Here is a 21,828-nt window from a genome sequence, read left to right as displayed (position 1 = left end):
CATGAATAAAATTAAATTAGAAATTAATAAATGGTTAATTAATGATAAAAACAATAATAGAAAATCAAGAGCAGAATTAATTACATTTTTAATTGAAGATATTTATGAGTTTGTGAAAACTGAGGGGGCTGAAGGAGAAATCTTAAAAGGTAGTGATGAAGACGAGTATCAAGGTATCGGCATTATTTTAGATGTAGCAGATGATTATCTTTTTAATACAGTAATAGAATTATCTAATAAAAAAGAGTTAAATGATGGCAAAAGATGAATTAATAAAACCCTTTAATGATTTCTCAGATTTTAGCCTAGTAGATTCGCACAATGCACGCTATGTGTAAAGACGAACCTTCCCGATTGCGGTAAACCCCAAAACCATTCTACCGCAATCACTCAGAACCCTTTTGTAACATAGCGTTATACATTATGCGAACCTAGGTATAAAATGAAGAAATCCAGCGTTCTGGCTGGTTAATTGTGTTGGTTCTTTTTGGCTTCGTTATAGTCATTAATGAACCTTGTTACATCGGTTAACGTCATTTTGAAATGCGTATTATTGCCATTTTTGCGTCTTGGCGGTAATTCGATACCAAGCAACTTATTGTTATCTAAACGTGCATTGCTATAGTCAATCCAGCCAATTTTAGCCATTTGCAAAAAAGATTCTTCATCAATCCAAACAGTCTTCATTTAATTCATTCCCTATAAATTATCGCTGAAAGATTCTTTCGTCTTCGACCATAAAACTGTTGAGTTGCTATTAGATCGAACAATTAAAATCCTGTCAACCAGTGGCGCAAGCGCGGTTTCGTGTTTTTCAAAAAAGCCCGCCCGTTTTATCGGCGAGCGAGCTTTGGGTATTTCTGAAATTTTAGCGTGTCGCCTTACATGCCTAACGGCATATAAAGAAACTTTATTCTGATATAATCACAAAAGCTATATTCATAAATAAAATGACTGTTAATAGAAACCCCATTAGCGATATCCGCCCCCCGCTCTCGCAGTGAGCGAACATCGCTAACAGGGTTCTGATTAAAAGAGAGATTGATAAATAATTAGAATGTAACGTAATAAAAAATTAGGATAAAGGCGAAACAATCCGAGCTCTAATCAAAATATACATGGTGTTTTCAGTTTCAGATTCTGAGGTGGAATCAAACATCCAACCAATTAACGGGATAGAAGACGCAATAGGTGTTGAGTCTTTTTGATTAATCGCGTTATGTTGAATTAACCCACCAATAAGCAATGTATCACCATCTTTAAGCTGAACGGTCGTCTTAATGGTGCGTTCGTTTAAAATGATATCGGAAGCTGCGGTAACATTAGAAATTGAGCCGGAATTAGACGATAAATCTAACATAATCGAACCGTCACCCAGTACGATAGGCGTAACCCGTAAGTTAATTCCTACATCACGGCGCGTGATGGTTTGGAACGGATTTTTGGCGTCAACGCCCTCTCCAACCAGTTTTCCTGTCACAATCGGCACGTTTTGGCCTGAAGAGATAAAGCCCTCAGAGCCTGATAAGGTTAAAATACGGGGTACAGACAAAATTTTTGAGTCCTGAGCGCCTTCTACAGCTGTTAATGCCAACGATAATATGTTGCCTGAGAATATGCCAAATGCCGCTCCCTTGGAGGTCAGAGAGTCGGATAATGAGGTGGTATTGATACCCCCAACAATGTTTGAATCTGAACGCTTACCTGCTGCAAATGAAAAATCAAACGATGAACCTTTGCCAACCTCGAACATAATCGCTTCAATCAGAACTTGTTCTGTTTTCACGTCAATATCACGAATAAAGGAGCCAATATTATCAAAGTTGCCTTTAACGGTCGTCACAATCAGTGAATTGGAAGCCGCATCGAGCACGACGTGTGAACCTGATGTGGGTAATGATTTTAAATAGATATCGACAACGGGTAAGGCAGATTTAGCCGTAATACGCTGAAATTTAAAGGTGCGTGTTTCCATCTCCAAAAACTTAGGTGCGGATTGAACTGGATAATCTAATAAATTGTCCAGTGATGAGCCATTATCTTGATAATCTAAGCTGTTGGAATCATCATTACTTTCAAGCGGTGTCATATTAAGGCGCGTTTGTTTCACATCAATAGTCGGGTTCGCTTTAATAATCAGTGGACTCCCAGACACAACTTCATAACCACGAGAAGCCAGGACTGAAATAAAAAAAGCATCAATATTAGAGGCGTCCACATCCGAATTATAAATGGTAATTCGCCCATCAAAATTGCTGGGTAAAACAACGCCCTTTCCTGATAGCTGCGAATACCAATTCACAAACTCCGTCATGGGCGCATTATTCATTTCTAGTAATTGAGCGTGTGCGCAGGAGCACCACAATAAGAACGCCCCTATCAAGCTATTTACATGTGACTTCATGTGAAACCCCATTTAAATTTAATGACACTTTACAGGGCGATACCTGCGAAATTTTTATGCCTGCATTTGTTAAATCGTCTTCAGATAAAATGCCATTTGGTGTTGAAAATCGGTATTGAGTCTGATTACCGTGCTTCACGTAAGAATCAATAAAAACGTCAGAAAGTGGCAAGATGGGTGTTTCTGACGTTGATGGCCAATACTTGTGATAAAAAAATTGCCCTGAAAGGCACAGGAATATTCCCAAAAGAATTAAGCTGAGTCGTTTAGAGCGTTTGAAATAGATTTTTGTTAAGCGCATAAAAAAGCTCACATTAATTTTTGTGCGTTTTAAGACGTAGTAATGCGGAGGCAAAACACAAAATGCCCCATGCGCATAGAAATCAGAAAATTGCTGTTTGGTGTCATAAGCGGAATACAAAGGCCCACCTTGGTAAAACCAACGGTCAGTGACTAATGCAGTCGGTGAATCCCCGTATTTCACGATAGCCATGTGGATTTTCGGGAGTTGAAAATGCCCTAATGTCACTAATTGCAATAACCAATGAATATAGGGGATTTTTAAACGGTCAGCACGACGGCAATACACCACGTGTTCCGCAAACATCAATCGACTCTGTTTATCGACAACATGAAGACTTTGCACAAGGAAAAGAATATCCCAGCCGAGCTTTCGCGCATGTGCAAACCAATTGATTAACTCCTGTCGGCTCTTATCTGCCCAAGAACGCGAGTTAAACCATGTTCCGCATTCGTCCAAGACCAGTAAGCCATTGAGTGACTCATCGTAAGTAGAATTACCGCGCCCAATTGACTCTAAATCAATGATATTGGGTTTATCAGGAATACGTACCAGATTAATATTTTTGGCGTGATAACCAAACATCCCTGTTAACGAGATATTTAAGTTTGTCGCCACCTTACGCCCATTCATTAAGTAATCGCGGATTTTATACACGGCTGAGAGTGTTTTTCCTGAACCGAGTTTACCCGTGACAAAATAGACCGCCATTTCCCCTCCTAAAGTGAATAAGCATATGAATGCGTTAAATGACCATAGTAATATTCAAGGCGTGTCGGTATAAACGGGATGATAGACATAACATCACCTTATATAAGATAAAAGAAACATTGAGAACGCAAATGCCATAACGTCCCACACAGTAAAATCCACTTAAATCGCTCCTAATGCCGTTGCAATACGATGTTTCCATGACAAAACCATGGCAAGAACGTAATCTGAAATGATGATATAAACGCAGGTTTCAAAATTTGAGGGTAAAAATAACGAAAAGGCATCAATAAACGGGGAAATATACGTTAATGAAGTTGAGACCCAATTAATGAGTGCCGAGATAAATCCACCAAAAACATAGTTCACTACAGCATAGGTAATAATGACACCTGCAATATATTTAATGATTTTCCATAAAAAAGAAGCTGCAACGTAAATACGCCATGCATTAAACAACCATGTAATCAGTGCAGGTAACCAAGCCAGTAATAACGGCATAATGCGCTCCTTTTGGTATTAACTTTCTTTTGCGGGCGTTGCTGAAATTGAATGCATTAATTTCGTGAACGTGAACCACAATGTAAAAAAGAAAAAGACGTAATAAAGAAAGTCTTTGATTTTATTTATGTATTCGCAAGAAATAGAAAACTCATAAGGATACCCACCAAATAAGATAATCGGAGTGCATTCTTTATACTTGGGCAAAACTTGATAAATGGATTTGACTAAATCACCCACTCCAAAAATTGAGGTAAATGTCCCATAAGCTTTAAAATCGTCTCTAAAATCAATCGTATCAGAACGAATCGAACCGTCTAATTGATTGGCAATCGAAGACAGTTGTAAATTGCTTGGTAAGTGGGAAGTTAAACCTGACAATTGTTCTCGATAGATATTTGAAAATGACCTGACAAACGCATCTCCTTGCATATTGGAGGCGATATCCCCATACAGTGAAAACTCATTGTCATTGCGATACCCAAATTCGGCATTAAATATTGAATTAGGCTCTTTAATCGAGGGGCTAAAATAGGTGCTGTAAGTGGTATCAAAAGAATTCAGCCATTCGGAAAAAGAGTGTTCTTCTGGGCGTAAATAACGCTCAATCTTTGCAACGTTTCCATCAATATTAGCGAGCCTATCGTCTATCGATGATGCTTTATCTTTGATGGAATTCAGGTTTTTATCCATGGATGATGTGGTTTTACTGATACTTTGTGTATCTGTACGAATTGAGTTTAAAATACCGGCATATTCACCTGACGCACTCCCGCCTCCATTACCGCCTTCGTTGCCGTTACCACCTTCGCTGCCGTTACCACCTTCGCTGCCGTTACCACCTTCGCTGCCGTTACCACCTTCGCTGCCGTTACCACCTTCGCTGCCGTTACCACCTTCGCTGCCGTTACCACCTTCGCTGCCGTTACCACCTTCACTGCCGTTACCACCTTCACTGCCGTTACCACCTTCGCTGCCGTTACCACCTTCGCTGCCGTTACCACCTTCACTGCCGTTACCACCTTCACTGCCGTTACCACCATCATTACCATTATCATTTTCGATAATTTCGCTATCACCAGTATCTAAATCAGCGACTCCAATTGTTGCCCAATCACTTGTAATACGAAGTGGATTTTCTTGTTTTAATATAACGGAACCAACTGAAAAGTATTTACAGCCATTTTCTGCATTATTAAATATATAATCTTTACCATCATGCGTTGGGTTTTTAACTGTAGTGTTATATAACGTGGGTTGTTTTAAACAATATTCTTCCAAGCTACCATGCTCAATAGAGGGACATCCTTCTTTTTTATCTAAATTATTGTAAGAATAAGCAGATTCATTAGGGCAATAAAAAGCGCGATAAGTTATCGTTAATATCGCTGAATTGGCTTTATCGGTTAATGAATATTTTGGTTTATCCTCAACCCAATCAACTGTACATTTTACCTTTGGATTAAATTTAACCGATAATGATGGCGGAGATGCATTTGGGTTTCTATTCGGTAGTTTAATATATTTTTCGGCAATCGTTCTCGGAGCAATAGAAAAACTACGTTCAAGAAAACAATCACTCGCTTGATAAGTTTGAAGCGGATATTCAAGAGTAAATGATGAAGACCAAAAACCCGTATTAGGGTCATATTGAGAGACTTTATAATTGGTATCAGATAATGTCACATTATACGTTTTAATTACCGCATTAGAATAGAAACTAAAACCGAGTAATAAAAAGAAAATAAAACGCATAATTGAAAACCTTGTTATTTAAAAAAATGGGGCACGAAGCCCCAAAGAGGATATAACGCTGAGTCAATAGCGTTAGACTTTTGATGCCACTTTTTTAAACATCTTAATGGCTAAGAAACCACCGACAACAAGCGCGATAACAGGCCACGCCAAATCAATCATGCCCGTTGCGGTACTGCCAACTCCTGTAATTGCATCTTGCGCAGCTTGCGGAACTGTTGACGTTGGTGTTTCAGCTGCAAAAACAGCAGGAGAAGCGATGGACGCGGTAGCAACAATGATTGTTGCTAATGTTTTTTTAAACATAAATCACCTTTCTAGGATAGTTCACGAGTTAATCGGTCAAAAAAACCGACGAGATAACCAGCCGCAAAACCTGAAGCAACAATTGATGAAAATAACGCAATTAATCCAAGCATAATTACCTCGGAGCGGTTAAGCGACCAGCAATAAATGACAATAAAAAAACAATGAAACCAGAAACGACATAAATAAAATCTCTTAACTCAAAAAGTAATGACGGTTCGAAATTAAACATGCCCTTTCCTATTAAAATTAATTAAATTTATTTTTTATCAATGGGGATTAATTTAATATTTCGAGAGAATTTTAATGCACCAAAATCCCCCACATCATATGAATCTATAGATAATGTATAAAAGCCCGCAGGATATGCAGCCTGATCTTTTTCCAGACCAATCATGAATTGCTTGGGATAAATACCGCCATTATAAATATAGGCTTTTTGCTCACGGAAATGTAAAATTTCACCTGTACGAGTTGAAGTGACTTCTTTTGTTTTAACTGCACAATCTTCAGCGTTTAATTCAATTTTAATCATAATAAATTCATCCTAATTATTTTTAAAAAGGTGTTTGAGAAAGCTTTAATTTTTCGCTCATTAAAGTTTGGTATAAAGTGTGATATATAGGCGGTATATCAAAACGTACATTTAGATCTTCAAGGTGTTCTTCCCTAAGAACCATAGAAAAAACTTTTAACATATCACCTTCATGATAATGAAAAACTTTAGCAAGCGTTGCTGATGCCTGTTTGCGTAACCATCGAACTTTTGCTTCAATGGAATCAATGGCTTTACGAACAAAAAGCGGTGGAATAGAAGTTGGTACAGTCGGATTAATTTGAGCAGAATAATCACATAGCCCAGTATAAATTCCTGCGATATTTAGCAATGTATCAATTGAAAGCCCTTTTAACTCGACCTCTGAACGATACCAAATACCCGAAACCTTTTGTTCCAATGCTTTATTGTAAATACGCCAGTAAATACGAGATTGACGAGAACCAATATTGACGATTTCTTTTGTCACACATCCATTGGCATCAATGCCATTTGATGTATCGAGTTTAGGTTTGGGACCTGCTCCACCATAGAACGCATCAAAACGATAATCCCGTAATGCCGCTTGACAGGTAAAAATCCCATCATAATCATCGGTTGCTAAGTCGAGACGTTTTAATGTAAAAATATCAAGGTGTTTTAACCACTTATGAATTTTTTGTGGTGTTGTTCCACTAAATACATGAGCACAACCTAAACCTGAAATTTGAACATAAAATGTATCGTTATTACCTCCCCAAAAAATCACACCGCAATGATCTGAGCCACCTTGGTCACTATACAACAGTGCGGAATCACTATATGCAAAACCGCCCTTACCCCTTGGCAGCCCCATAACTAAGCCAAAAACAGAAGCTATCCATGTTTTTAAACGAGAAAAATAGCATTCTATTAAGTCAGTATCATATTGATTTAACTGCTCATCGGTCATAGTGTTTGATGGGATCTCGGGGATCCCTTGAAACTCAGGCAAACATGCATAACGTGGTTCAGTTTGATAATGACGATAAGAAGGTAAATATTGAAATTTACGCCATTCAAAACCCTTTTCTTGAAAAGTATGAACATCTTTCATGACTGAAATGGGTGCGGAAAAAGCTAAATAGTCAATAAAAACAGAGCGAGTTGATTGATTACTCATAGCAAGCTCTCCCTGTAACCTAAGAAATTCCCTGAAATAGCCGTGGTTGGCGCTAAGATAAAATTATCGTGAAAGCAGTTTGAACACTCTTTAATCAATTCCTCAAAGGAACGGTAAAAATCCCACTCAATACCGACTTGAGCGTTAATGCCATACCCTTCTATAAAATCGAAATAGACAATGTTCATAAAATACCATGTATACATATTACAAATTATATTTCATTTGAAGATATACCTGTTACATATTACATGTCAACTAGTAATTGAAAATATGTATACATGTTATAGGATCTGAGTAGGCAACTAATGAGAGAAAAAAATATGACAGAACCACTGATTAAAACAGTTAGGCTAAAAGACACAGAATCCGCTGATTTAAAAGAAATTTCTTATAATTTAACAAGAAAAAATATTATGAATGGGCTTAAAGCGGTGTATAGAGAATCTGATATTGTTCACTTTGTCTTAGAGAACAAAATTCATGATGTAGATGTAAATGAAAATGGAGAGCTATTTTTCAAAAGTGACATAAAAAAATAAAATAATTACAGAAATGATAATATGTTTTGTTTTTAGATAGTTGCCTGAAATATTGTAGTTATCCTGAGACTACCCCCGTAGTACAGCACGGGGGTTTTCATATTCCTTGTAACATTTGTGAAAATGGAAACCACAAACACTATGCAAAGTATATTTGAAATTATTAGTTTTATTGCATCCATAGCCTCCTTACTGCTTGCTGTTGGTGCGATTTGGCTATCAATCGTATTTTTTAAAATGTCTAACGAGGCTGCTAAAGAAACAACAAAGGCAGCAAGTGAAATTCAATCAAACGTTGAAAGATTAGAAAAGCTATTTGATAAGTTATATTCGGATACATTCTCTATGATGAAAGATACAGTGACAGATATGAGAGAGCATATTTGGAAAAAACCTAATGAAATTAACGAAAATGATGATGAAAATACATTAGAAAAAGTCAAAGAAACATTGAAAAATGAAATAATTTCACTGGTTGACAATAAAATAAAAGCAATTGATGGTAATGAAGAAAAAATCAAAGAATTAGAGCTGTCGATTAACAATGTTATTGATTCGAAAATTAATAGTAACAATCTTCCAACGTTAAAAGATAGACTGGTTTTAATGGCGTTAATAAGTGCTAATGCACCGATTAAACTTAAATATCTTCGTGAATTATGGGCTGCTAAATCAGATAATGAATTTCCAACAGAACTCTTATTTACATATAGAAATAAAGGCTCTATTACGTGGGATGGCAGTCCTGACATCGTATCTAGTGACTCTGTAATTTTTAAAGTTAAGACACTTAAAAATGAAGATAATTAATTCACAAAATTCACTCTATGTGTAAAGACGAACATTTGAGGTTATAATGTCAAATTTTAATGATGATATGAATGCAATGATTTCTTATTATGCAGGTAAAGCCGCCATAATTTTAGGAGTATTAACGTTCGCCATGTTTTTACTCACATCTAAAGTTAACGCCATTGAATGGAAATATACGTTATATTTAGGAGCTGCAACTGCTTTCTGTGCGCTAGTAAGATGGAAATTGTAAGCTAAATGAGTATGTTATGATTAAATGTATTTTAAAAAAAGAAACACTACTTCTTGCTATAATAACAAGTGCTTCTTATTGCTCTGCTTATTTTTTTGAATTAGGTTATGCAAACCATTTTAATTATTCAAAAGACCTTATTTCCATAAGTATAATGAACTTATTACAGATGGGCTTTGGGTTGTTTATGTTTATATTCATAATCACAGGGATAATGGATATGCTTGTAAGCTTAATAAACCCATTGGGTATTATAGGTAAAATAGCAAAAAACCTATTCTCTTATTTTTTCCTATTTATCATCATGTTAATGATTTTATTTTTGAATGGTAATGTGAATTTTAAATACTTAGCTATTTCTATAGGGATATTTGCATTGCTAGTTGTTATTGTATCTTTCCCATTCAAAGAGAAATCGAAAAATATTTTTGAGAGCATCAATAATAATATTGAAAAAGAGTTGGTAGATAGAAAATCCAGCGTTAGAGAAACAAGGTTGTCAACCGATATGTTAGCAATTCTTTTTATTTTAATTATATTTTCATTAATAATTACTTCACTGGGTAAATATGGTGCAAGAACTAAATCAGTATTTTATTCAATTGAAAAGAATAATATGACATATGTAATAGTCAATAAGTATAATGATTATTTTATTGCTAAAAAAATCAATAAAGACAAAGAGCTTGAAGATGATACGTATATATTTAACATTACTGAGTTAAATAATATTCCAATGCGGGAAATTAAAATAGTAGCAGGCGATTGATTAACACAAGATGAAAAGATAAGAGGTCACATGAATAAAATTAAATTAGAAATTAATAAATGGTTAATTAATGATAAAAACAATAATAGAAAATCAAGAGCAGAATTAATTACATTTTTAATTGAAGATATTTATGAGTTTGTGAAAACTGAGGGGGCTGAAGGAGAAATCTTAAAAGGTAGTGATGAAGACGAGTATCAAGGTATCGGCATTATTTTAGATGTAGCAGATGATTATCTTTTTAATACAGTAATAGAATTATCTAATAAAAAAGAGTTAAATGATGGCAAAAGATGAATTAATAAAACCCTTTAATGATTTCTCAGATTTTAGCCTAGTAGATTCGCACAATGCACGCTATGTGTAAAGACGAACCTTCCCGATTGCGGTAAACCCCAAAACCATTCTACCGCAATCACTCAGAACCCTTTTGTAACATAGCGTTATACATTATGCGAACCTAGGTATAAAATGAAGAAATCCAGCGTTCTGGCTGGTTAATTGTGTTGGTTCTTTTTCGGTTCTAGACTTAGTTTTATCTAATAAATATTTCATTACCTTCGATATGCGCATTTATCTTCCCCTAAAGTTATTGACTGGCACTTGACGCCAAACAAAAATATGACGGTGCATTACCTCTATAATTATCAGCTTATTTACTCATATAGATGTGGTCACATGGTTAACAAACTAAATCTTAACTGGCCTGAATTTTTAGAAAAATACTGGCAGAAAAAACCCGTTGTATTGAAAAATGCATTTCCTGATTTTGCTGACCCTATTACGCCAGATGAACTGGCCGGCTTGGCGATGGAGTCGGAAGTTGACAGCCGCTTAGTTAGCTTCATTGATAATAAATGGGAAGCGAGTCATGGCCCGTTCGAGGATTACAGCGAATTAGGTGAAAAAGGATGGTCATTGCTGGTACAGGCCGTCAACCATTGGCATGTTCCTGCCGCTGAACTGGTGAAACCATTCCGTGTGCTGCCTGAGTGGCGTCTTGATGACTTGATGATCTCCTATTCGGTACCTGGAGGTGGCGTCGGGCCTCATATTGATAACTATGATGTTTTCATCATCCAAGGAATGGGACGTCGGCGCTGGCGTGTGGGTGATGCCCTCCCGATGCGTCAATTCTGCTCACATCCAGCATTATTACATGTCGACCCGTTTGAACCGATTATTGACGTGGAAATGGCTCCCGGAGATATTCTGTATATTCCGCCCGGATTTCCTCATGATGGTTTCACTTTCGAAGATACCATGAATTATTCTGTTGGCTTTCGCGGACCAACTGGACGTGACCTGCTGAGTAGTTTTGCAGACTACGCACTTGAACAGGATTTGGGGGGAGTAAATTATGGCGACCCCGATCTGAAAGTGCGCGAAAATGCAGGAACTATGGAGACTTATGAGGTTGAACGTCTGCGCGCCATGATGATTGAAATGATCAATAAACCCGGGGATTTTGAGCAGTGGTTAGGTCGTTTTGCAACCACCCCACGCCATGAACTGGATATTGCTCCTCCAGAACCACCGTATCAGCCTGAAGAAGTATTGGGCGCGCTGAATGCAGGTGAAAAACTAATACGGCTGAACGGATTACGAGTCATGCGTACCGGAGATTATTTCTTCGTTAATACAGAAAGCTGGATTACTACAGAAGTGAAAGGCGCAGATACATTATGCCAGTTTACAGAAGTTGGAAAGAATGAACTCGGTGAAGCACTGAAAAACCATGATTTTATTGTGGAATTAACCGAGTTTATCAATCAGGGATATTGGTATTTCGAAGAATAAGTCACATCCGCCTGACAAGATAAAACACCTACTGGCGGGTGTTTTATCTCAACGTTTCCCTCTTTGAATAGCGTCAAAGAACTCCGATTAAATGGTATGATACTTCCCTGCTCCGTCTTTTTAGTCATTACCCCAGCTATTCAAAAATTCAGCTATATCATCAATATATTTCTTATTGATACCGGCCTCTTTTGCCATTTCTTTTTGCATCTCTTCACTAATTTCTTCGTTATCGGCCAAACGGGTAAGCAATAACTGAAAATAGTGAGCCAGAGGGTCGAATTCCTCTTCAGTGACTGGAAACGCTGATTCCAGTGAATATTCTTCCACCATGTCATAATATTTAAATGGTATATAGTGAGCCATTAAAAACCTCTGAAGTTAACCTGTACGTCCGTATCTTATTGTTAGCCATATCTTACATGAGGAGTGGCACAAACTAAACACGATGCCGCAGATATGCTGATATTAGCCTCATACAGGCAATTCAGTTGTTTATGCCATTTTATTTAAAAAGCGTTAGATAATGGAATGATTGTCACACTGAACCTTCTTTTTCGACAACTAAAATTCGTGCGGTACCAATCGGGTGTGCAACATGCTCACAGCCAATGCCAGCATAAAAAATATCACCTGTATTTAGGATGACTTTTTTAACTTCATTATTCTCTTTGTAGTACATTTCTACTGAACCATCCATGACAGCGAAAACTTCTTGTCCATCATTGATGTGCCATTTATAAGGTTTATCAGTCCAATGTAAACGGACAGTTGTGCCATCAAAATTAGCAATATCTTGAGCTTCCCACGCTTTTGAAGCTGTAAAACTAGCGCTGTTAAATATTTTCATTTTAACCTTTTAATAGTTGCAGGGAGAGTGCTCCATCATATTAGACCTTATTTACATTAGGCAAACAACAAAGAAAAGTCGATATCATTTTAATTTTAATAATTTAAAACATAAAAATGATGGGCTAGTTTTGATAGCACATTATTATTCATTAAGACTAGATATAAATTGTTAAAACGTATGGAGAAAATTTAACTATTATCATTTTAATGATTTTTATTTTGTCCATACGAAAAAGAGGAGATGTTTATGTCTGATATGCAAAAGTGGTTCGTAAAGTTACAGTTTGAAAATGGTAAGGATATTACGATATCTCAATTTGAATCTGAGTACGAAAAAGGTAATTACTTTATTTATATAGAATTAACTAAAGATAATTTTTCCCCTAACATTTATTTACCGAATGCTAGCACACTTGATCCCATTAGTGGCTCCATTATTCATGTTATTAATGAGTCATCAGACTCATCAAAAGTGCATACTCTTATAGAAACATCATCGAGTGAATTTATACTTCCCGCAGGCATGACGCTAATTGCATTAGGGAACCCTAATTTAGGTTGGTCAATAACCGGACATTTCTACTAGTTTTTTTATTAGATAGGCAATGGCCATATAATATTTCATGGCCTTTTATCTGCGAAATTGAAGTATTTCCCCTCTTACTTTCTCTCGGTTTTATCACTGAATTACATTTTTTGACAAATAGGGGTATCTATATTTTAGGCTTTATCTGTTATCAAGTGGCAAGCGGATAAAATATGATGAGTAAATCGCCCATTTATCTAATTTTGACCTTTATATTTGGAGTTTTACTATGACGGTTTCCATTCGTATTGCAAGTGGCTTACTTTTGACATCACTTCTTGCAGCTAACCATGCGCTTGCTCAAACAGAAAGTAATTTAAATCAAAGTGTTAAACTAAACCATGCGACGATATTTTTACGCGGGGCGGAGTTAGATAATAATGTGACGCTGTCACTTAAACAAGGCCAAAATGACATCGTATTAACCAATATTGCAGCAAATATTGACCCGCGCACATTGTCAGTTAGCCTGAAAAACGATGATGTTATTATTCGCTCAATCAATGTCCAAAAAGTTGCTATTCCCCCTATTTATTCCCCTGAAATAACTGCCCTTCAAGAACAACAGAAACAGAATAACCAACAAATTGAAAACTTGAATATTGCAATTAAAGTGGGTGAAGAACAATTATCGTTATTGAAAGATCAGCGTTTTTTTGGTGAAAGTAACAGCCAAACTATTGAGCAATCATCGCAGAAATTGAGTTTTATCCGCCAACAAATGACGCAAATACTGCAAGAACAGCAGCAAAACCAAACCTCAATTGATGCACTTGAAGAAAAAAATGCCTTATTACAAGCGCAGATTGACGAAAATACACCCGCTGTCGTCGGTCAGCAAACCCAAGTCGTTATGGTCATAGATGCTAAAAATGAGACCACAGCACACATACAGCTTTCTTACCTTACGCCTGATGCTGCATGGTCCCCAAGTTATGATTTTCGTAGCCAAGATGCTGAATCCCCTATTGTTCTGACCTACAAAGCTAATATTGTGCAAAATACAGGGATTGATTGGAAAGACGTCAATTTAACCTTATCCTCGGTTAATCCGTCTAAAAATATTACACCGTTTAACCTGCAACCGTGGCGATTATCGGTTTACGATGACAGCGTGCAGTATGAATCCCAAGCCTTAATGCGACAGGCTCCTGCCCCCGTTGCAATGGCAGAAAGCAGTATGCGTGAAAAAAAACAGCGGGATAGCTCAGGCATTGCCGATTTTGTCACTGCTTCAAACAATGGTATCAATTTAAACTATGATATTTCATTACCTTATAGCCTAAAAAGCAGTACGAAACCTAATTCGTTAACCATCAAACAAACAGATGTTACAGGGAAATACCAATACACGGCGACACCAAAATTGGCTGAAGACGTCTTCTTACAAGCGGATATCGATAATTGGCAGGCACTGAATTTACTCAATGGTAATGCCAATATTTATTATGGAAATACCTATATTGGTAATTTCCAAATTAATACCAATCAACTAAGCGATACCCTATTCATTCCTTTTGGCATCGATAAAAACATTCAGATTTCTCGTGAAAGTAATGAAAAAATGAAGAAAAAACCAAGTTTTATTGGTTCGACTATCGAGCAAAAAGAAGGCTATTTAATTAAAGCCAAAAATATGCATGCGAAGCCAATTAATCTGACGATTATTGACCAATTACCAGTTAGCCAAGACAGTGAAATCAAGGTATCTGAAATAGATAATAAACAGGCGGTAGTGAATAAAACAACAGGAGAATTAACCTGGGAAGTGGCATTAGAGCCCAATCAACAGATTGAAATTCCGTTTAATTATACGTTGAGCTACCCAAAAGATAAGCATATTTTAGGCCTTGAATAGTAACTTTTGTAGTTCCCTTTCGAAGGCGTTAGAATAAATTTACGCAATACAACTATAACAACTTAGAGGTCCCCATGATTATATTAGTGACAGGTGCATCATCAGGCTTTGGTGAGTCTATCGCGCGTAAATTTATTCAGCAAGGTCACACCGTTATTGGCACTGGGCGCAGAACAGCGCGCTTAGTCGCACTGCAACAAGAATTAGGTGATAACTTTCACCCACTGACATTAGATGTTCAAGATAGAAAAGCGATTCAAGCCGCTGTTGCTAATTTACCTTCTTCTTTGAAAAATATTGATGTTCTCGTTAATAATGCGGGGCTGGCATTAGGCTTGGAGCCCGCTTTTGATGCAAATCCTGATGATTGGGAAGTTATGATTGATACCAACACCAAAGGATTGGTCAATATGACTTATGAAGTGCTACAAGGTATGGTGGCAAAAGACCATGGTCATATCATTAACATTGGCTCGACAGCGGCAAGCTGGCCATACAAAGGTGGAAATGTGTACGGTGCGACTAAAGCCTTTGTTAAACAATTTTCTTTAGGTTTACGTGCTGATTTACAAGGTAAAAAAATCAGAGTTACTGATATTGAACCTGGTTTAGTTGGCGGAACAGAATTCTCTAATGTGCGTTTTAAAGGTGATGGCGATAAAGCTTCAAATACCTATAAAGGTGCGGAAGCTCTGACCCCTGAAGATATCGCAGAAACCGTCTTTTGGGTTGCAACACTTCCAGCCCATATGAACGTTAATACGCTTGAGTTAATGCCAGTTTGCCAAACATTCGCTGGCTTAACCATTCATAAACAACTTTAATTTTCGTACTATTCTCTACAGACGAAACAGTTTATTTTTGGCTATACTCAGTCTATAGACCCTGTTTAGTAAGGAATTTACATGAGCACACAGAATATTTTGAAGAAAGGCGTTGCAGCAGTTTGTGTTTGTCTGCCATTACTTTGGGCAACCGCTGCACCTGCGGCTCAAGGGAATACCACAACCTCATGTACCGCAGGCAGCACTTGTGTTTCTGTTGGTAAAGGTGACGACTCTTTAAATAAAGAGCAAGCCCGACAAGAGAAAGAACAATGGGATAACACCCGTATGCTGCGTAATAAGGTCAATACACGTACAGAAAGAGAGTTCGATAAGATTGATGCCGCATTTGATGCAAAAGACAAATGTGAAAAAAGCTTAAATCTTAATGCTTATTGGGAACCGAGTACAAAGCGTTGTTTAGATGTGGGTACTGGCCGCCCAATTAACCCATAAGTTTTGATTTGTACTTTATGGAATCATTTACTCAAGGAGAAACGATGCAAAAGAAATTATTAATTCCATTATTCTTAGCGATGTTAGTACCAGCCTTTGCTCAAGCGTCATGTGAAAGCGTGATAGAGGAAATTAAACAGAAAATTATCAATAATGGCGTGCCTGCCGATAATTTTAGTTTAGTTGCTGTTCCTAATGATGAAGTTGACCCTGCCAAAGGGCAAGTTGTCGGTCACTGCCAAAATGATTCATACAAAATTATTTATACTCGTCACTAGAGTTTAATAAGTAACAAAATAAAGGGCGACTCAGTCGCCCTTTCACTTCTTATTTTCCAATCGATTATGCAGGTACAGTAATAAATTCCTGTAATTTTTCGATATGCAAGTAATGCCCTAAATCACGCTCTTCCGGTCGCAATAAATACGGAATTTCGCCAATCAATGGAGCCTTGATGTGGTGCTGTAAGCGGTCAATAATTTGTGCATAATGCGCAAGCCCAGGATTAATTCGATTAGCCATCCAACCGATCAATGGTAAACCATCCGCCCTAATCGCATCAGCCGTTAAAAGCGCATGATTAACACAACCGTGTTGAATTCCCACGACCAAAATGACACCAACGGATTGCCCTTTCAGCCAATCTGCGTAAAAGGTATTATCATCCAGTAAATAACGCCAACCGCCATTTCCCTCGATGACTACCATGTCGCATTGGTCATTTAAATGTTCTAAACCTTGTTTTATCTTACTAAAATCAATGCTGTTTTCATGACTGTAGTTATCCGTAATACGAATAGGATTTACTTCATCATAAGAAACGAGGTCTTTAGATACGCTATGGATCAGTAATGCATCTTTATTCCTGACTCCTTCAGGGGTATCAATACATTGATCTGCAATAGGTTTATAACCTACCGCCTTAATTCCTTGCCCATTGAGTGCTTGCAAGATTGCAAGCGTCGATACTGTCTTCCCGACATCTGTATCTGTCCCGGTAATAAATAGATTGATCATGGTCTTTTTCTATCCTGAAGTGACAGACTCGCACAGCAATAAGCTGCAAAAATGATATGGATTCAGTTTATGGGAATGGGAAAGTGATAAGTTTGCGTTAGCTCAATTTTGTGGTGGATAGTCAAAAGTTTATGGAATTGTTTTATCCTTGTAGCAATTGTAGCAATAGTGAACCATCATACAAAGCGCGCTGAATTAATGTAGATTCACTCTCTTTTATTGAAAAATTAGATTTTTCTATCAATAAATTAGAACTATATAGCGGAGATGCATATTGTTGTATGTAATGATTTAATCGTTCAAATAATACCGTTGATGCGGTATTTAAAGGTGAATTAATAAGGATTAATTCTGTGCCAAGCAAATTCATCATAAGTGCCAATGGTTTTGCGAGTTGTTTTGCGACATCTTCTATTAGATAAACACAAAGGCCATCGCCCAATATTGCGCCAGCGCAAATTTTATCAATTGATATTTCACTTTGGTGTAAGACAGTATTCGAGTAGCTATCAAGTAAAGTATTGGCTTTTTGTACGATAGCAGAAATAGAAACTTCCCTTTCTAAGCAACCTTTACCACCACAGTAACAAGTAACTTGATGAGACTCCTTGGATTGGCTATGCCCAAAAAGAATCGGCTTATGTGTGTTTGCATCTAAGGTTGAACCTTGGTTAAGCACTGTGCCATTAACAACATCATGAAGTTGCAGGTAAATAATGTTTTTTACCTGACGCTTGGCGGAGAACGCGAAATGATCCATCAGCGCTAATGCATCTACTGTTGGGTGCAAGTAAACGGGTAATCCTGTTTGCTTCGTCAGGTGTTGAGAGATGGGGACTGCTTTGATATCAAAACCTGCCAGTTGGTGGATGGTACCTTGATATGGGTCTAAAATCCCTTCCGCTAAAATACTGATAGCGGTAAGTCGTTCAATTAAAGGTTGGTGATCGGCAAAAAACTGGCTGATTAGCTCTAGTAATTCTTGAATAAAAGCCGCGTTACCCTTTACATTGAATGGGTATTCATTTTGAGTTAACGTCGTTCCGTTGATTTCCTTCAATGAAACTGTAATTTTACGCGGCTCAATAACCATTGAAAGAAACTGCCACCCTTCACTTTCAATCACTAACCCAATAGCAGGACGCCCCCGTAAACCTAACACCGGGAACTCTAACTCTTTGATTAAGTGTGCATCCATGAGTTCGCGCGTGATTTTTGTAATACTTGCAGGGGCTAATGAGGCTTGCTTAGATAAAGCAATACGCGAAATTGGACCATGCTGATCAATAATTCGATACACGATACCTGTGTTTAATTGTTTGATTTGGTCAATATGACCCGTTTGATTCAGCATGATTATTGTTAAATCCTTTATAAAGCAATTAGTTATTATGCCTTATTATGTATGACAATAACTTTGTATACATATTAATTGTGATGCTTATCACGGTTATTTACCCACAATATTAGAAATCAAAAGGTGGGTAAGTTTTTTGGCCACTGCTGGCAACGTTCTACGAGTATTATAAACCAACCATACTTCAGATGATGCCTCAATATTCGTGAGTTTTACATACCTTACACCATCAACTTTCATACGAGTAAATGATTCTGTAATAATGGATATTCCCATCCCTGCGGAAACGAGCCCAAGTATTGTCATCGCTTCACCTGCTTCTTGGGAAATTTTTGGCACGATACCTGCGGAAGCCAATAAGCGGTTAATTTCATCATAAAGCGCAGTACCCACTTCTCGTTCAAAAAAGATTAACGGATAATTTGCAAGCTGTTGAATATCAATGCCCTGTTTCTCATATTCGAGCAATGGATGACCTTCATAAACAGCGACCATAAATGACTCTTTAAATAGCAGTTGGTAGTCAAGTTGTTCCGGTAAAACTGTATTTCTCATAATCCCCATATCGATCCGCCCTGTAACCAACGGGGCAATTTGCTGTTTTGTGTTCATTTGGTGCATGTGAATCGAGACTTCGGGATAAGTTTCACGGTATTGACGTAAGCTCATTGTGACTTTATGCATAAACGGAGTGGTTGAGGTAAAACCAATAGAAAGCTCCCCTAATTCCCCTTTCTCCATTCTTGCGGCTTTAGTTGATGCCGCATCCACTTGAGAAAGTATTTGATAGGCTTCTTTCAAAAACATAGTACCTGCGGGTGTTAAAGCTACATTTCGGTTATTTCGCTCTAATAATTTCGCATGAATATGCTCTTCAAGTGCTTGTATTTGTTGGCTTAAAGGGGGCTGTGAAATATGCAATCGTTCAGCGGCACGGCCAAAGTGTAGTTCTTCCGCAACCGCAATAAAATAACGTAAATGTCTAAGTTCTATACTCATCGCTAATTGATATCTTTAAAGTATCATTTTACATAATTAATATATTAGACAAAAAACTTAGAAATTTCTATGCTTTGATCGAAATCAAACAAGTTGGTATGAAAAGGAATACACATGGAACACTCATCAAATAGCCTGGCTACTGAGCAAGCGAATGACAAGGAAAGAACAGCGCCTACCGTACATACCTCCCCTAAAAAACATTATATTCAAAGAGATGATGCATTATATTTGCGTGTGACTCTTTCCTTTTTTACCGTTGGATTTGCAACATTCGCATTGCTCTATTTTGTCCAACCCATTTTACCGTTGTTATCCGCTGATTTTAATATCTCCCCCGCAACAGCCAGTCTGGCGCTATCATTAAGTACTGGTTTAATGGCTTTAGGCTTATTAATCACAGGACCAATATCTGATGCGATTGGACGTAAAAACGTGATGGTAATCGCCTTAACCTGTGCGGCGTTATTTACATTATTAAGTTCAGTGATGCAAAGCTGGCAAGGCATTTTGATTGCTAGAGCCTTAGTTGGCTTGTCGTTAAGTGGTGTTGCAGCCGTTGCGATGACCTATTTAAGTGAAGAAATTCACCCAAGTTATGTGGCTCTTTCCATGGGGCTTTATATCAGCGGTAATTCAATTGGTGGGATGAGTGGTCGCTTAATGACTGGGGTGGTTGCTGATTATTTTTCATGGCGTGTGGCTGTAGTGATTTTAGGTACTTTAGCGTTGATCGCAGCGATCGGTTTTTGGCGCTTATTACCCCCTTCACAGCATTTTCGTGCCAGCTCGTTAAAACCGAAAAATTTATGGGTAAATCTACACCTTCATTTTAGGGATAAAGGGTTACCTTGGTTATTCGTTGAGGGGTTCGTGCTCATGGGCGGGTTCGTCACAATGTATAACTATATTGGCTACCGTTTGTTAGAAGCCCCTTATAATTTTTCGCAATCTACCGTTGGATTTTTATCTGTTATTTACTTAACAGGGACATACAGTGCAACGAAAACAGGTAGCCTAACCCAAAAATATGGTTTGGGTAATATTTTGATTGCCGCTATTGGCATGATGTTATTAGGTATTTTAGTGACATTGCATTCGAATGTGTGGGTTGTTTTATTGGGGATGACCTTATTAACAACTGGTTTTTTCGCTGCACACTCTGTTGCAAGTAGCTGGGTTGGGCGTCGTGCTAAACGGGCCCGTGGCCAAGCATCATCACTGTACTTGTTCAGTTATTATGCAGGCTCAAGTATTGCGGGAACGGTCGGTGGGCTATTTTGGGCTAATTATGGTTGGAACGGCGTCGCTTTATTTATCGCAGGGATATTATTGGTAGGTGTTATCATTGCATACCGATTGAAATCAGGCTGTTATGACCATTAGCTTAGACACTGATAAAGGTTGAAATTTTCTCCCCCTCGTTATTACCGGATGATATGAACTCTTTTAATAACGAGGAAATCAAATGAAACAGTTGTTACTTGCCCCAATTCTTTTCTGTTGTAGCTTTCTAGTTTGGTCACATGGATATGTCGAATTTCCAGAAAGCCGAGCGTATTATTGCCAAAAGGGCCAAAATACTAATTGTGGCCCTGTTCAATATGAACCCCAATCCCTTGAAGCCCCTAAAGGCTTTCCTCAGGGAGGGCCTGCTGATGGTAAGCTAGCAAGTGCTGGAATTGCCCGTTTTGGCCAATTGGATGAACAATCTGCAAATCGTTGGAAACGTTCTAAATTAGAATATGTCCAGATTGATTTTAGATGGAAAATAACAGCAAAACACAAAACCACAAAATGGGAGTATTTTATTACAAAGAGAGGTTGGAACCCAAATGCCCCCCTAACGCGTAGCCAGTTTGAATCAACACCTTTTTGTAAAGTTGACCAAATAGGCCCAGTGAATGATCAGGAAAGTCATAGTTGTAGCTTACCCCCTTTAAATCATGGGCAACATATTGTTTTAGCAGTTTGGACAATAGCAGATACGCCAAATGCATTCTATCAAGTGATTGATTTAAATATAATTTACACACCTGTTGGTTAGA

Annotated in this window: 28 protein-coding genes; 14 read left to right on the top strand and 14 right to left on the bottom strand. The window is 37.6% G+C overall.

What is annotated here, in order from left to right; all coding sequences use genetic code 11:
- Nucleotide 1: 1 nt before the first annotated feature.
- Nucleotides 2-268, top strand: coding sequence for a hypothetical protein (locus tag J6836_RS23110; protein ID WP_219247870.1), 267 nt, complete (start codon nt 2-4; stop codon nt 266-268).
- 200 nt (nt 269-468) lie between these two features.
- Here J6836_RS23110 and J6836_RS06670 read toward each other — a convergent pair whose 3' ends face one another.
- The 9 genes from J6836_RS06670 to J6836_RS06630 form a co-directional block, all read right to left on the bottom strand.
- Nucleotides 469-687, bottom strand: coding sequence for a hypothetical protein (locus tag J6836_RS06670; RefSeq protein WP_219247892.1), 219 nt, complete (start codon nt 685-687; stop codon nt 469-471).
- A 388-nt stretch (nt 688-1,075) separates the two neighbouring features.
- Nucleotides 1,076-2,404 carry a general secretion pathway protein GspD gene (locus J6836_RS06665; RefSeq protein WP_219247890.1) on the bottom strand — a complete coding sequence of 443 codons (1,329 nt, stop codon included), beginning with the start codon at nt 2,402-2,404 and terminating at the stop codon, nt 1,076-1,078.
- On the bottom strand, nt 2,385-3,416 hold the full coding sequence (locus J6836_RS06660) for a zonular occludens toxin domain-containing protein (RefSeq protein ID WP_219247888.1): 1,032 nt from the start codon (nt 3,414-3,416) through the stop codon (nt 2,385-2,387). The genes J6836_RS06665 and J6836_RS06660 overlap by 20 nt, the downstream gene beginning before the upstream one ends.
- Before the next feature lie 162 nt (nt 3,417-3,578).
- Complete coding sequence (locus J6836_RS06655; protein ID WP_219247886.1) at nt 3,579-3,917, bottom strand: hypothetical protein; 339 nt, start codon at nt 3,915-3,917, stop codon at nt 3,579-3,581.
- A gap of 18 nt (nt 3,918-3,935) precedes the next feature.
- Entirely contained in the window at nt 3,936-5,672 is a 1,737-nt protein-coding gene (locus J6836_RS06650) for a hypothetical protein (protein WP_219247884.1), read from the bottom strand.
- A gap of 72 nt (nt 5,673-5,744) precedes the next feature.
- The gene (locus J6836_RS06645) at nt 5,745-5,978 is read right to left on the bottom strand and encodes a major coat protein (protein WP_219247882.1); all 234 of its coding nucleotides are present in this window, start codon (nt 5,976-5,978) and stop codon (nt 5,745-5,747) included.
- A gap of 259 nt (nt 5,979-6,237) precedes the next feature.
- Nucleotides 6,238-6,513: a single-stranded DNA-binding protein gene (locus J6836_RS06640; RefSeq protein WP_219247880.1), complete on the bottom strand. Its 276-nt coding sequence runs from the start codon at nt 6,511-6,513 to the stop codon at nt 6,238-6,240.
- Between the two features lie 22 nt (nt 6,514-6,535).
- On the bottom strand, nt 6,536-7,675 hold the full coding sequence (locus J6836_RS06635) for a replication initiation factor domain-containing protein (RefSeq protein ID WP_210834086.1): 1,140 nt from the start codon (nt 7,673-7,675) through the stop codon (nt 6,536-6,538).
- Nucleotides 7,672-7,863 carry a hypothetical protein gene (locus tag J6836_RS06630; protein WP_219247878.1) on the bottom strand — a complete coding sequence of 64 codons (192 nt, stop codon included), beginning with the start codon at nt 7,861-7,863 and terminating at the stop codon, nt 7,672-7,674. The genes J6836_RS06635 and J6836_RS06630 overlap by 4 nt, the downstream gene beginning before the upstream one ends.
- Before the next feature lie 135 nt (nt 7,864-7,998).
- On the opposite strand from J6836_RS06630, the gene J6836_RS06625 reads away from it, so the two are divergent.
- From J6836_RS06625 to J6836_RS06600, 6 genes are all read left to right on the top strand, one after another.
- Nucleotides 7,999-8,217: a hypothetical protein gene (locus tag J6836_RS06625; RefSeq protein WP_210834089.1), complete on the top strand. Its 219-nt coding sequence runs from the start codon at nt 7,999-8,001 to the stop codon at nt 8,215-8,217.
- Nucleotides 8,218-8,358: 141 nt separating this feature from the next.
- The gene (locus J6836_RS06620; protein WP_219247876.1) at nt 8,359-9,027 is read left to right on the top strand and encodes a hypothetical protein; all 669 of its coding nucleotides are present in this window, start codon (nt 8,359-8,361) and stop codon (nt 9,025-9,027) included.
- A 46-nt stretch (nt 9,028-9,073) separates the two neighbouring features.
- Nucleotides 9,074-9,262 carry a hypothetical protein gene (locus tag J6836_RS06615; RefSeq protein ID WP_219247875.1) on the top strand — a complete coding sequence of 63 codons (189 nt, stop codon included), beginning with the start codon at nt 9,074-9,076 and terminating at the stop codon, nt 9,260-9,262.
- A 16-nt stretch (nt 9,263-9,278) separates the two neighbouring features.
- Nucleotides 9,279-10,031, top strand: coding sequence for a hypothetical protein (locus J6836_RS06610; RefSeq protein ID WP_219247873.1), 753 nt, complete (start codon nt 9,279-9,281; stop codon nt 10,029-10,031).
- A gap of 30 nt (nt 10,032-10,061) precedes the next feature.
- Nucleotides 10,062-10,328 carry a hypothetical protein gene (locus tag J6836_RS23105; protein WP_219247870.1) on the top strand — a complete coding sequence of 89 codons (267 nt, stop codon included), beginning with the start codon at nt 10,062-10,064 and terminating at the stop codon, nt 10,326-10,328.
- Nucleotides 10,329-10,709: 381 nt separating this feature from the next.
- A complete protein-coding gene (locus J6836_RS06600; protein ID WP_219247868.1) occupies nt 10,710-11,831 on the top strand; it encodes a ribosomal protein uL16 3-hydroxylase in 1,122 nt (373 codons plus the stop codon).
- A 120-nt stretch (nt 11,832-11,951) separates the two neighbouring features.
- Here the strand turns inward: J6836_RS06600 and J6836_RS06595 are convergent, their stop codons facing one another.
- Nucleotides 11,952-12,197 (bottom strand): DUF2543 family protein, encoded by a 246-nt coding sequence (locus J6836_RS06595; RefSeq protein WP_219247866.1) that lies wholly within the window; start codon nt 12,195-12,197, stop codon nt 11,952-11,954.
- A gap of 172 nt (nt 12,198-12,369) precedes the next feature.
- Nucleotides 12,370-12,681, bottom strand: coding sequence for a cupin domain-containing protein (locus tag J6836_RS06590; RefSeq protein ID WP_219247864.1), 312 nt, complete (start codon nt 12,679-12,681; stop codon nt 12,370-12,372).
- A 249-nt stretch (nt 12,682-12,930) separates the two neighbouring features.
- On the opposite strand from J6836_RS06590, the gene J6836_RS06585 reads away from it, so the two are divergent.
- From J6836_RS06585 to J6836_RS06565, 5 genes are all read left to right on the top strand, one after another.
- Nucleotides 12,931-13,269 (top strand): hypothetical protein, encoded by a 339-nt coding sequence (locus J6836_RS06585; protein ID WP_219247862.1) that lies wholly within the window; start codon nt 12,931-12,933, stop codon nt 13,267-13,269.
- Between the two features lie 229 nt (nt 13,270-13,498).
- On the top strand, nt 13,499-15,127 hold the full coding sequence (locus J6836_RS06580) for a DUF4139 domain-containing protein (RefSeq protein ID WP_219247861.1): 1,629 nt from the start codon (nt 13,499-13,501) through the stop codon (nt 15,125-15,127).
- A 74-nt stretch (nt 15,128-15,201) separates the two neighbouring features.
- On the top strand, nt 15,202-15,951 hold the full coding sequence (gene ydfG / locus J6836_RS06575) for a bifunctional NADP-dependent 3-hydroxy acid dehydrogenase/3-hydroxypropionate dehydrogenase YdfG (protein ID WP_219247859.1): 750 nt from the start codon (nt 15,202-15,204) through the stop codon (nt 15,949-15,951).
- 81 nt (nt 15,952-16,032) lie between these two features.
- Entirely contained in the window at nt 16,033-16,407 is a 375-nt protein-coding gene (locus J6836_RS06570; RefSeq protein ID WP_219247857.1) for a DUF1283 family protein, read from the top strand.
- A gap of 44 nt (nt 16,408-16,451) precedes the next feature.
- Nucleotides 16,452-16,685 carry a DUF1161 domain-containing protein gene (locus tag J6836_RS06565; RefSeq protein ID WP_219247856.1) on the top strand — a complete coding sequence of 78 codons (234 nt, stop codon included), beginning with the start codon at nt 16,452-16,454 and terminating at the stop codon, nt 16,683-16,685.
- A gap of 64 nt (nt 16,686-16,749) precedes the next feature.
- Here J6836_RS06565 and bioD read toward each other — a convergent pair whose 3' ends face one another.
- The 3 genes from bioD to J6836_RS06550 all read right to left on the bottom strand — a co-directional run bounded on the left by bioD (nt 16,750) and on the right by J6836_RS06550 (nt 19,780).
- Complete coding sequence (bioD, locus tag J6836_RS06560) at nt 16,750-17,424, bottom strand: dethiobiotin synthase (RefSeq protein WP_219247855.1); 675 nt, start codon at nt 17,422-17,424, stop codon at nt 16,750-16,752.
- Nucleotides 17,425-17,566: 142 nt separating this feature from the next.
- Nucleotides 17,567-18,778, bottom strand: a complete 1,212-nt coding sequence (locus tag J6836_RS06555; protein ID WP_219247852.1) for an ROK family protein — start codon at nt 18,776-18,778, stop codon at nt 17,567-17,569.
- A gap of 96 nt (nt 18,779-18,874) precedes the next feature.
- The gene (locus J6836_RS06550) at nt 18,875-19,780 is read right to left on the bottom strand and encodes a LysR family transcriptional regulator (protein ID WP_219247850.1); all 906 of its coding nucleotides are present in this window, start codon (nt 19,778-19,780) and stop codon (nt 18,875-18,877) included.
- 114 nt (nt 19,781-19,894) lie between these two features.
- Between J6836_RS06550 and J6836_RS06545 the strand changes: the two genes are divergently transcribed.
- Both J6836_RS06545 and J6836_RS06540 read left to right on the top strand, forming a co-directional pair.
- The gene (locus J6836_RS06545; protein ID WP_219247849.1) at nt 19,895-21,166 is read left to right on the top strand and encodes an MFS transporter; all 1,272 of its coding nucleotides are present in this window, start codon (nt 19,895-19,897) and stop codon (nt 21,164-21,166) included.
- Between the two features lie 82 nt (nt 21,167-21,248).
- A complete protein-coding gene (locus J6836_RS06540) occupies nt 21,249-21,827 on the top strand; it encodes a lytic polysaccharide monooxygenase (protein WP_219247847.1) in 579 nt (192 codons plus the stop codon).
- The last annotated feature ends 1 nt before the right edge of the window (nt 21,828 follow it).

This window comes from Providencia sp. R33, assembly GCF_019343475.1.
GTDB lineage: Bacteria > Pseudomonadota > Gammaproteobacteria > Enterobacterales > Enterobacteriaceae > Providencia.
The sequence above is the reverse complement of the archived record's forward strand: the minus strand, read 5'-3'. Positions and strand labels throughout refer to the sequence as shown.

Bases quoted from the DNA above. Each gene is read 5' to 3' on its own strand.
- J6836_RS23105 (WP_219247870.1), top strand. From the start codon at position 10,062: ATGAATAAAATTAAATTAGAAATTAATAAATGGTTAATTAATGATAAA.
- J6836_RS06615 (WP_219247875.1), top strand. From the start codon at position 9,074: ATGTCAAATTTTAATGATGATATGAATGCAATGATTTCTTATTATGCA.
- J6836_RS06660 (WP_219247888.1), bottom strand. From the start codon at position 3,416: ATGGCGGTCTATTTTGTCACGGGTAAACTCGGTTCAGGAAAAACACTC.
- J6836_RS06635 (WP_210834086.1), bottom strand. From the start codon at position 7,675: ATGAGTAATCAATCAACTCGCTCTGTTTTTATTGACTATTTAGCTTTT.
- J6836_RS06540 (WP_219247847.1), top strand. From the start codon at position 21,249: ATGAAACAGTTGTTACTTGCCCCAATTCTTTTCTGTTGTAGCTTTCTA.
- J6836_RS06570 (WP_219247857.1), top strand. From the start codon at position 16,033: ATGAGCACACAGAATATTTTGAAGAAAGGCGTTGCAGCAGTTTGTGTT.
- J6836_RS06640 (WP_219247880.1), bottom strand. From the start codon at position 6,513: ATGATTAAAATTGAATTAAACGCTGAAGATTGTGCAGTTAAAACAAAA.
- J6836_RS23110 (WP_219247870.1), top strand. From the start codon at position 2: ATGAATAAAATTAAATTAGAAATTAATAAATGGTTAATTAATGATAAA.
- J6836_RS06595 (WP_219247866.1), bottom strand. From the start codon at position 12,197: ATGGCTCACTATATACCATTTAAATATTATGACATGGTGGAAGAATAT.
- J6836_RS06645 (WP_219247882.1), bottom strand. From the start codon at position 5,978: ATGTTTAAAAAAACATTAGCAACAATCATTGTTGCTACCGCGTCCATC.
- J6836_RS06620 (WP_219247876.1), top strand. From the start codon at position 8,359: ATGCAAAGTATATTTGAAATTATTAGTTTTATTGCATCCATAGCCTCC.
- J6836_RS06650 (WP_219247884.1), bottom strand. From the start codon at position 5,672: ATGCGTTTTATTTTCTTTTTATTACTCGGTTTTAGTTTCTATTCTAAT.
- J6836_RS06600 (WP_219247868.1), top strand. From the start codon at position 10,710: ATGGTTAACAAACTAAATCTTAACTGGCCTGAATTTTTAGAAAAATAC.
- J6836_RS06655 (WP_219247886.1), bottom strand. From the start codon at position 3,917: ATGCCGTTATTACTGGCTTGGTTACCTGCACTGATTACATGGTTGTTT.
- J6836_RS06565 (WP_219247856.1), top strand. From the start codon at position 16,452: ATGCAAAAGAAATTATTAATTCCATTATTCTTAGCGATGTTAGTACCA.
- J6836_RS06555 (WP_219247852.1), bottom strand. From the start codon at position 18,778: ATGCTGAATCAAACGGGTCATATTGACCAAATCAAACAATTAAACACA.
- J6836_RS06610 (WP_219247873.1), top strand. From the start codon at position 9,279: ATGATTAAATGTATTTTAAAAAAAGAAACACTACTTCTTGCTATAATA.
- ydfG (WP_219247859.1), top strand. From the start codon at position 15,202: ATGATTATATTAGTGACAGGTGCATCATCAGGCTTTGGTGAGTCTATC.
- J6836_RS06545 (WP_219247849.1), top strand. From the start codon at position 19,895: ATGGAACACTCATCAAATAGCCTGGCTACTGAGCAAGCGAATGACAAG.
- J6836_RS06630 (WP_219247878.1), bottom strand. From the start codon at position 7,863: ATGAACATTGTCTATTTCGATTTTATAGAAGGGTATGGCATTAACGCT.
- bioD (WP_219247855.1), bottom strand. From the start codon at position 17,424: ATGATCAATCTATTTATTACCGGGACAGATACAGATGTCGGGAAGACA.
- J6836_RS06670 (WP_219247892.1), bottom strand. From the start codon at position 687: ATGAAGACTGTTTGGATTGATGAAGAATCTTTTTTGCAAATGGCTAAA.
- J6836_RS06590 (WP_219247864.1), bottom strand. From the start codon at position 12,681: ATGAAAATATTTAACAGCGCTAGTTTTACAGCTTCAAAAGCGTGGGAA.
- J6836_RS06550 (WP_219247850.1), bottom strand. From the start codon at position 19,780: ATGAGTATAGAACTTAGACATTTACGTTATTTTATTGCGGTTGCGGAA.
- J6836_RS06585 (WP_219247862.1), top strand. From the start codon at position 12,931: ATGTCTGATATGCAAAAGTGGTTCGTAAAGTTACAGTTTGAAAATGGT.
- J6836_RS06580 (WP_219247861.1), top strand. From the start codon at position 13,499: ATGACGGTTTCCATTCGTATTGCAAGTGGCTTACTTTTGACATCACTT.
- J6836_RS06625 (WP_210834089.1), top strand. From the start codon at position 7,999: ATGACAGAACCACTGATTAAAACAGTTAGGCTAAAAGACACAGAATCC.
- J6836_RS06665 (WP_219247890.1), bottom strand. From the start codon at position 2,404: ATGAAGTCACATGTAAATAGCTTGATAGGGGCGTTCTTATTGTGGTGC.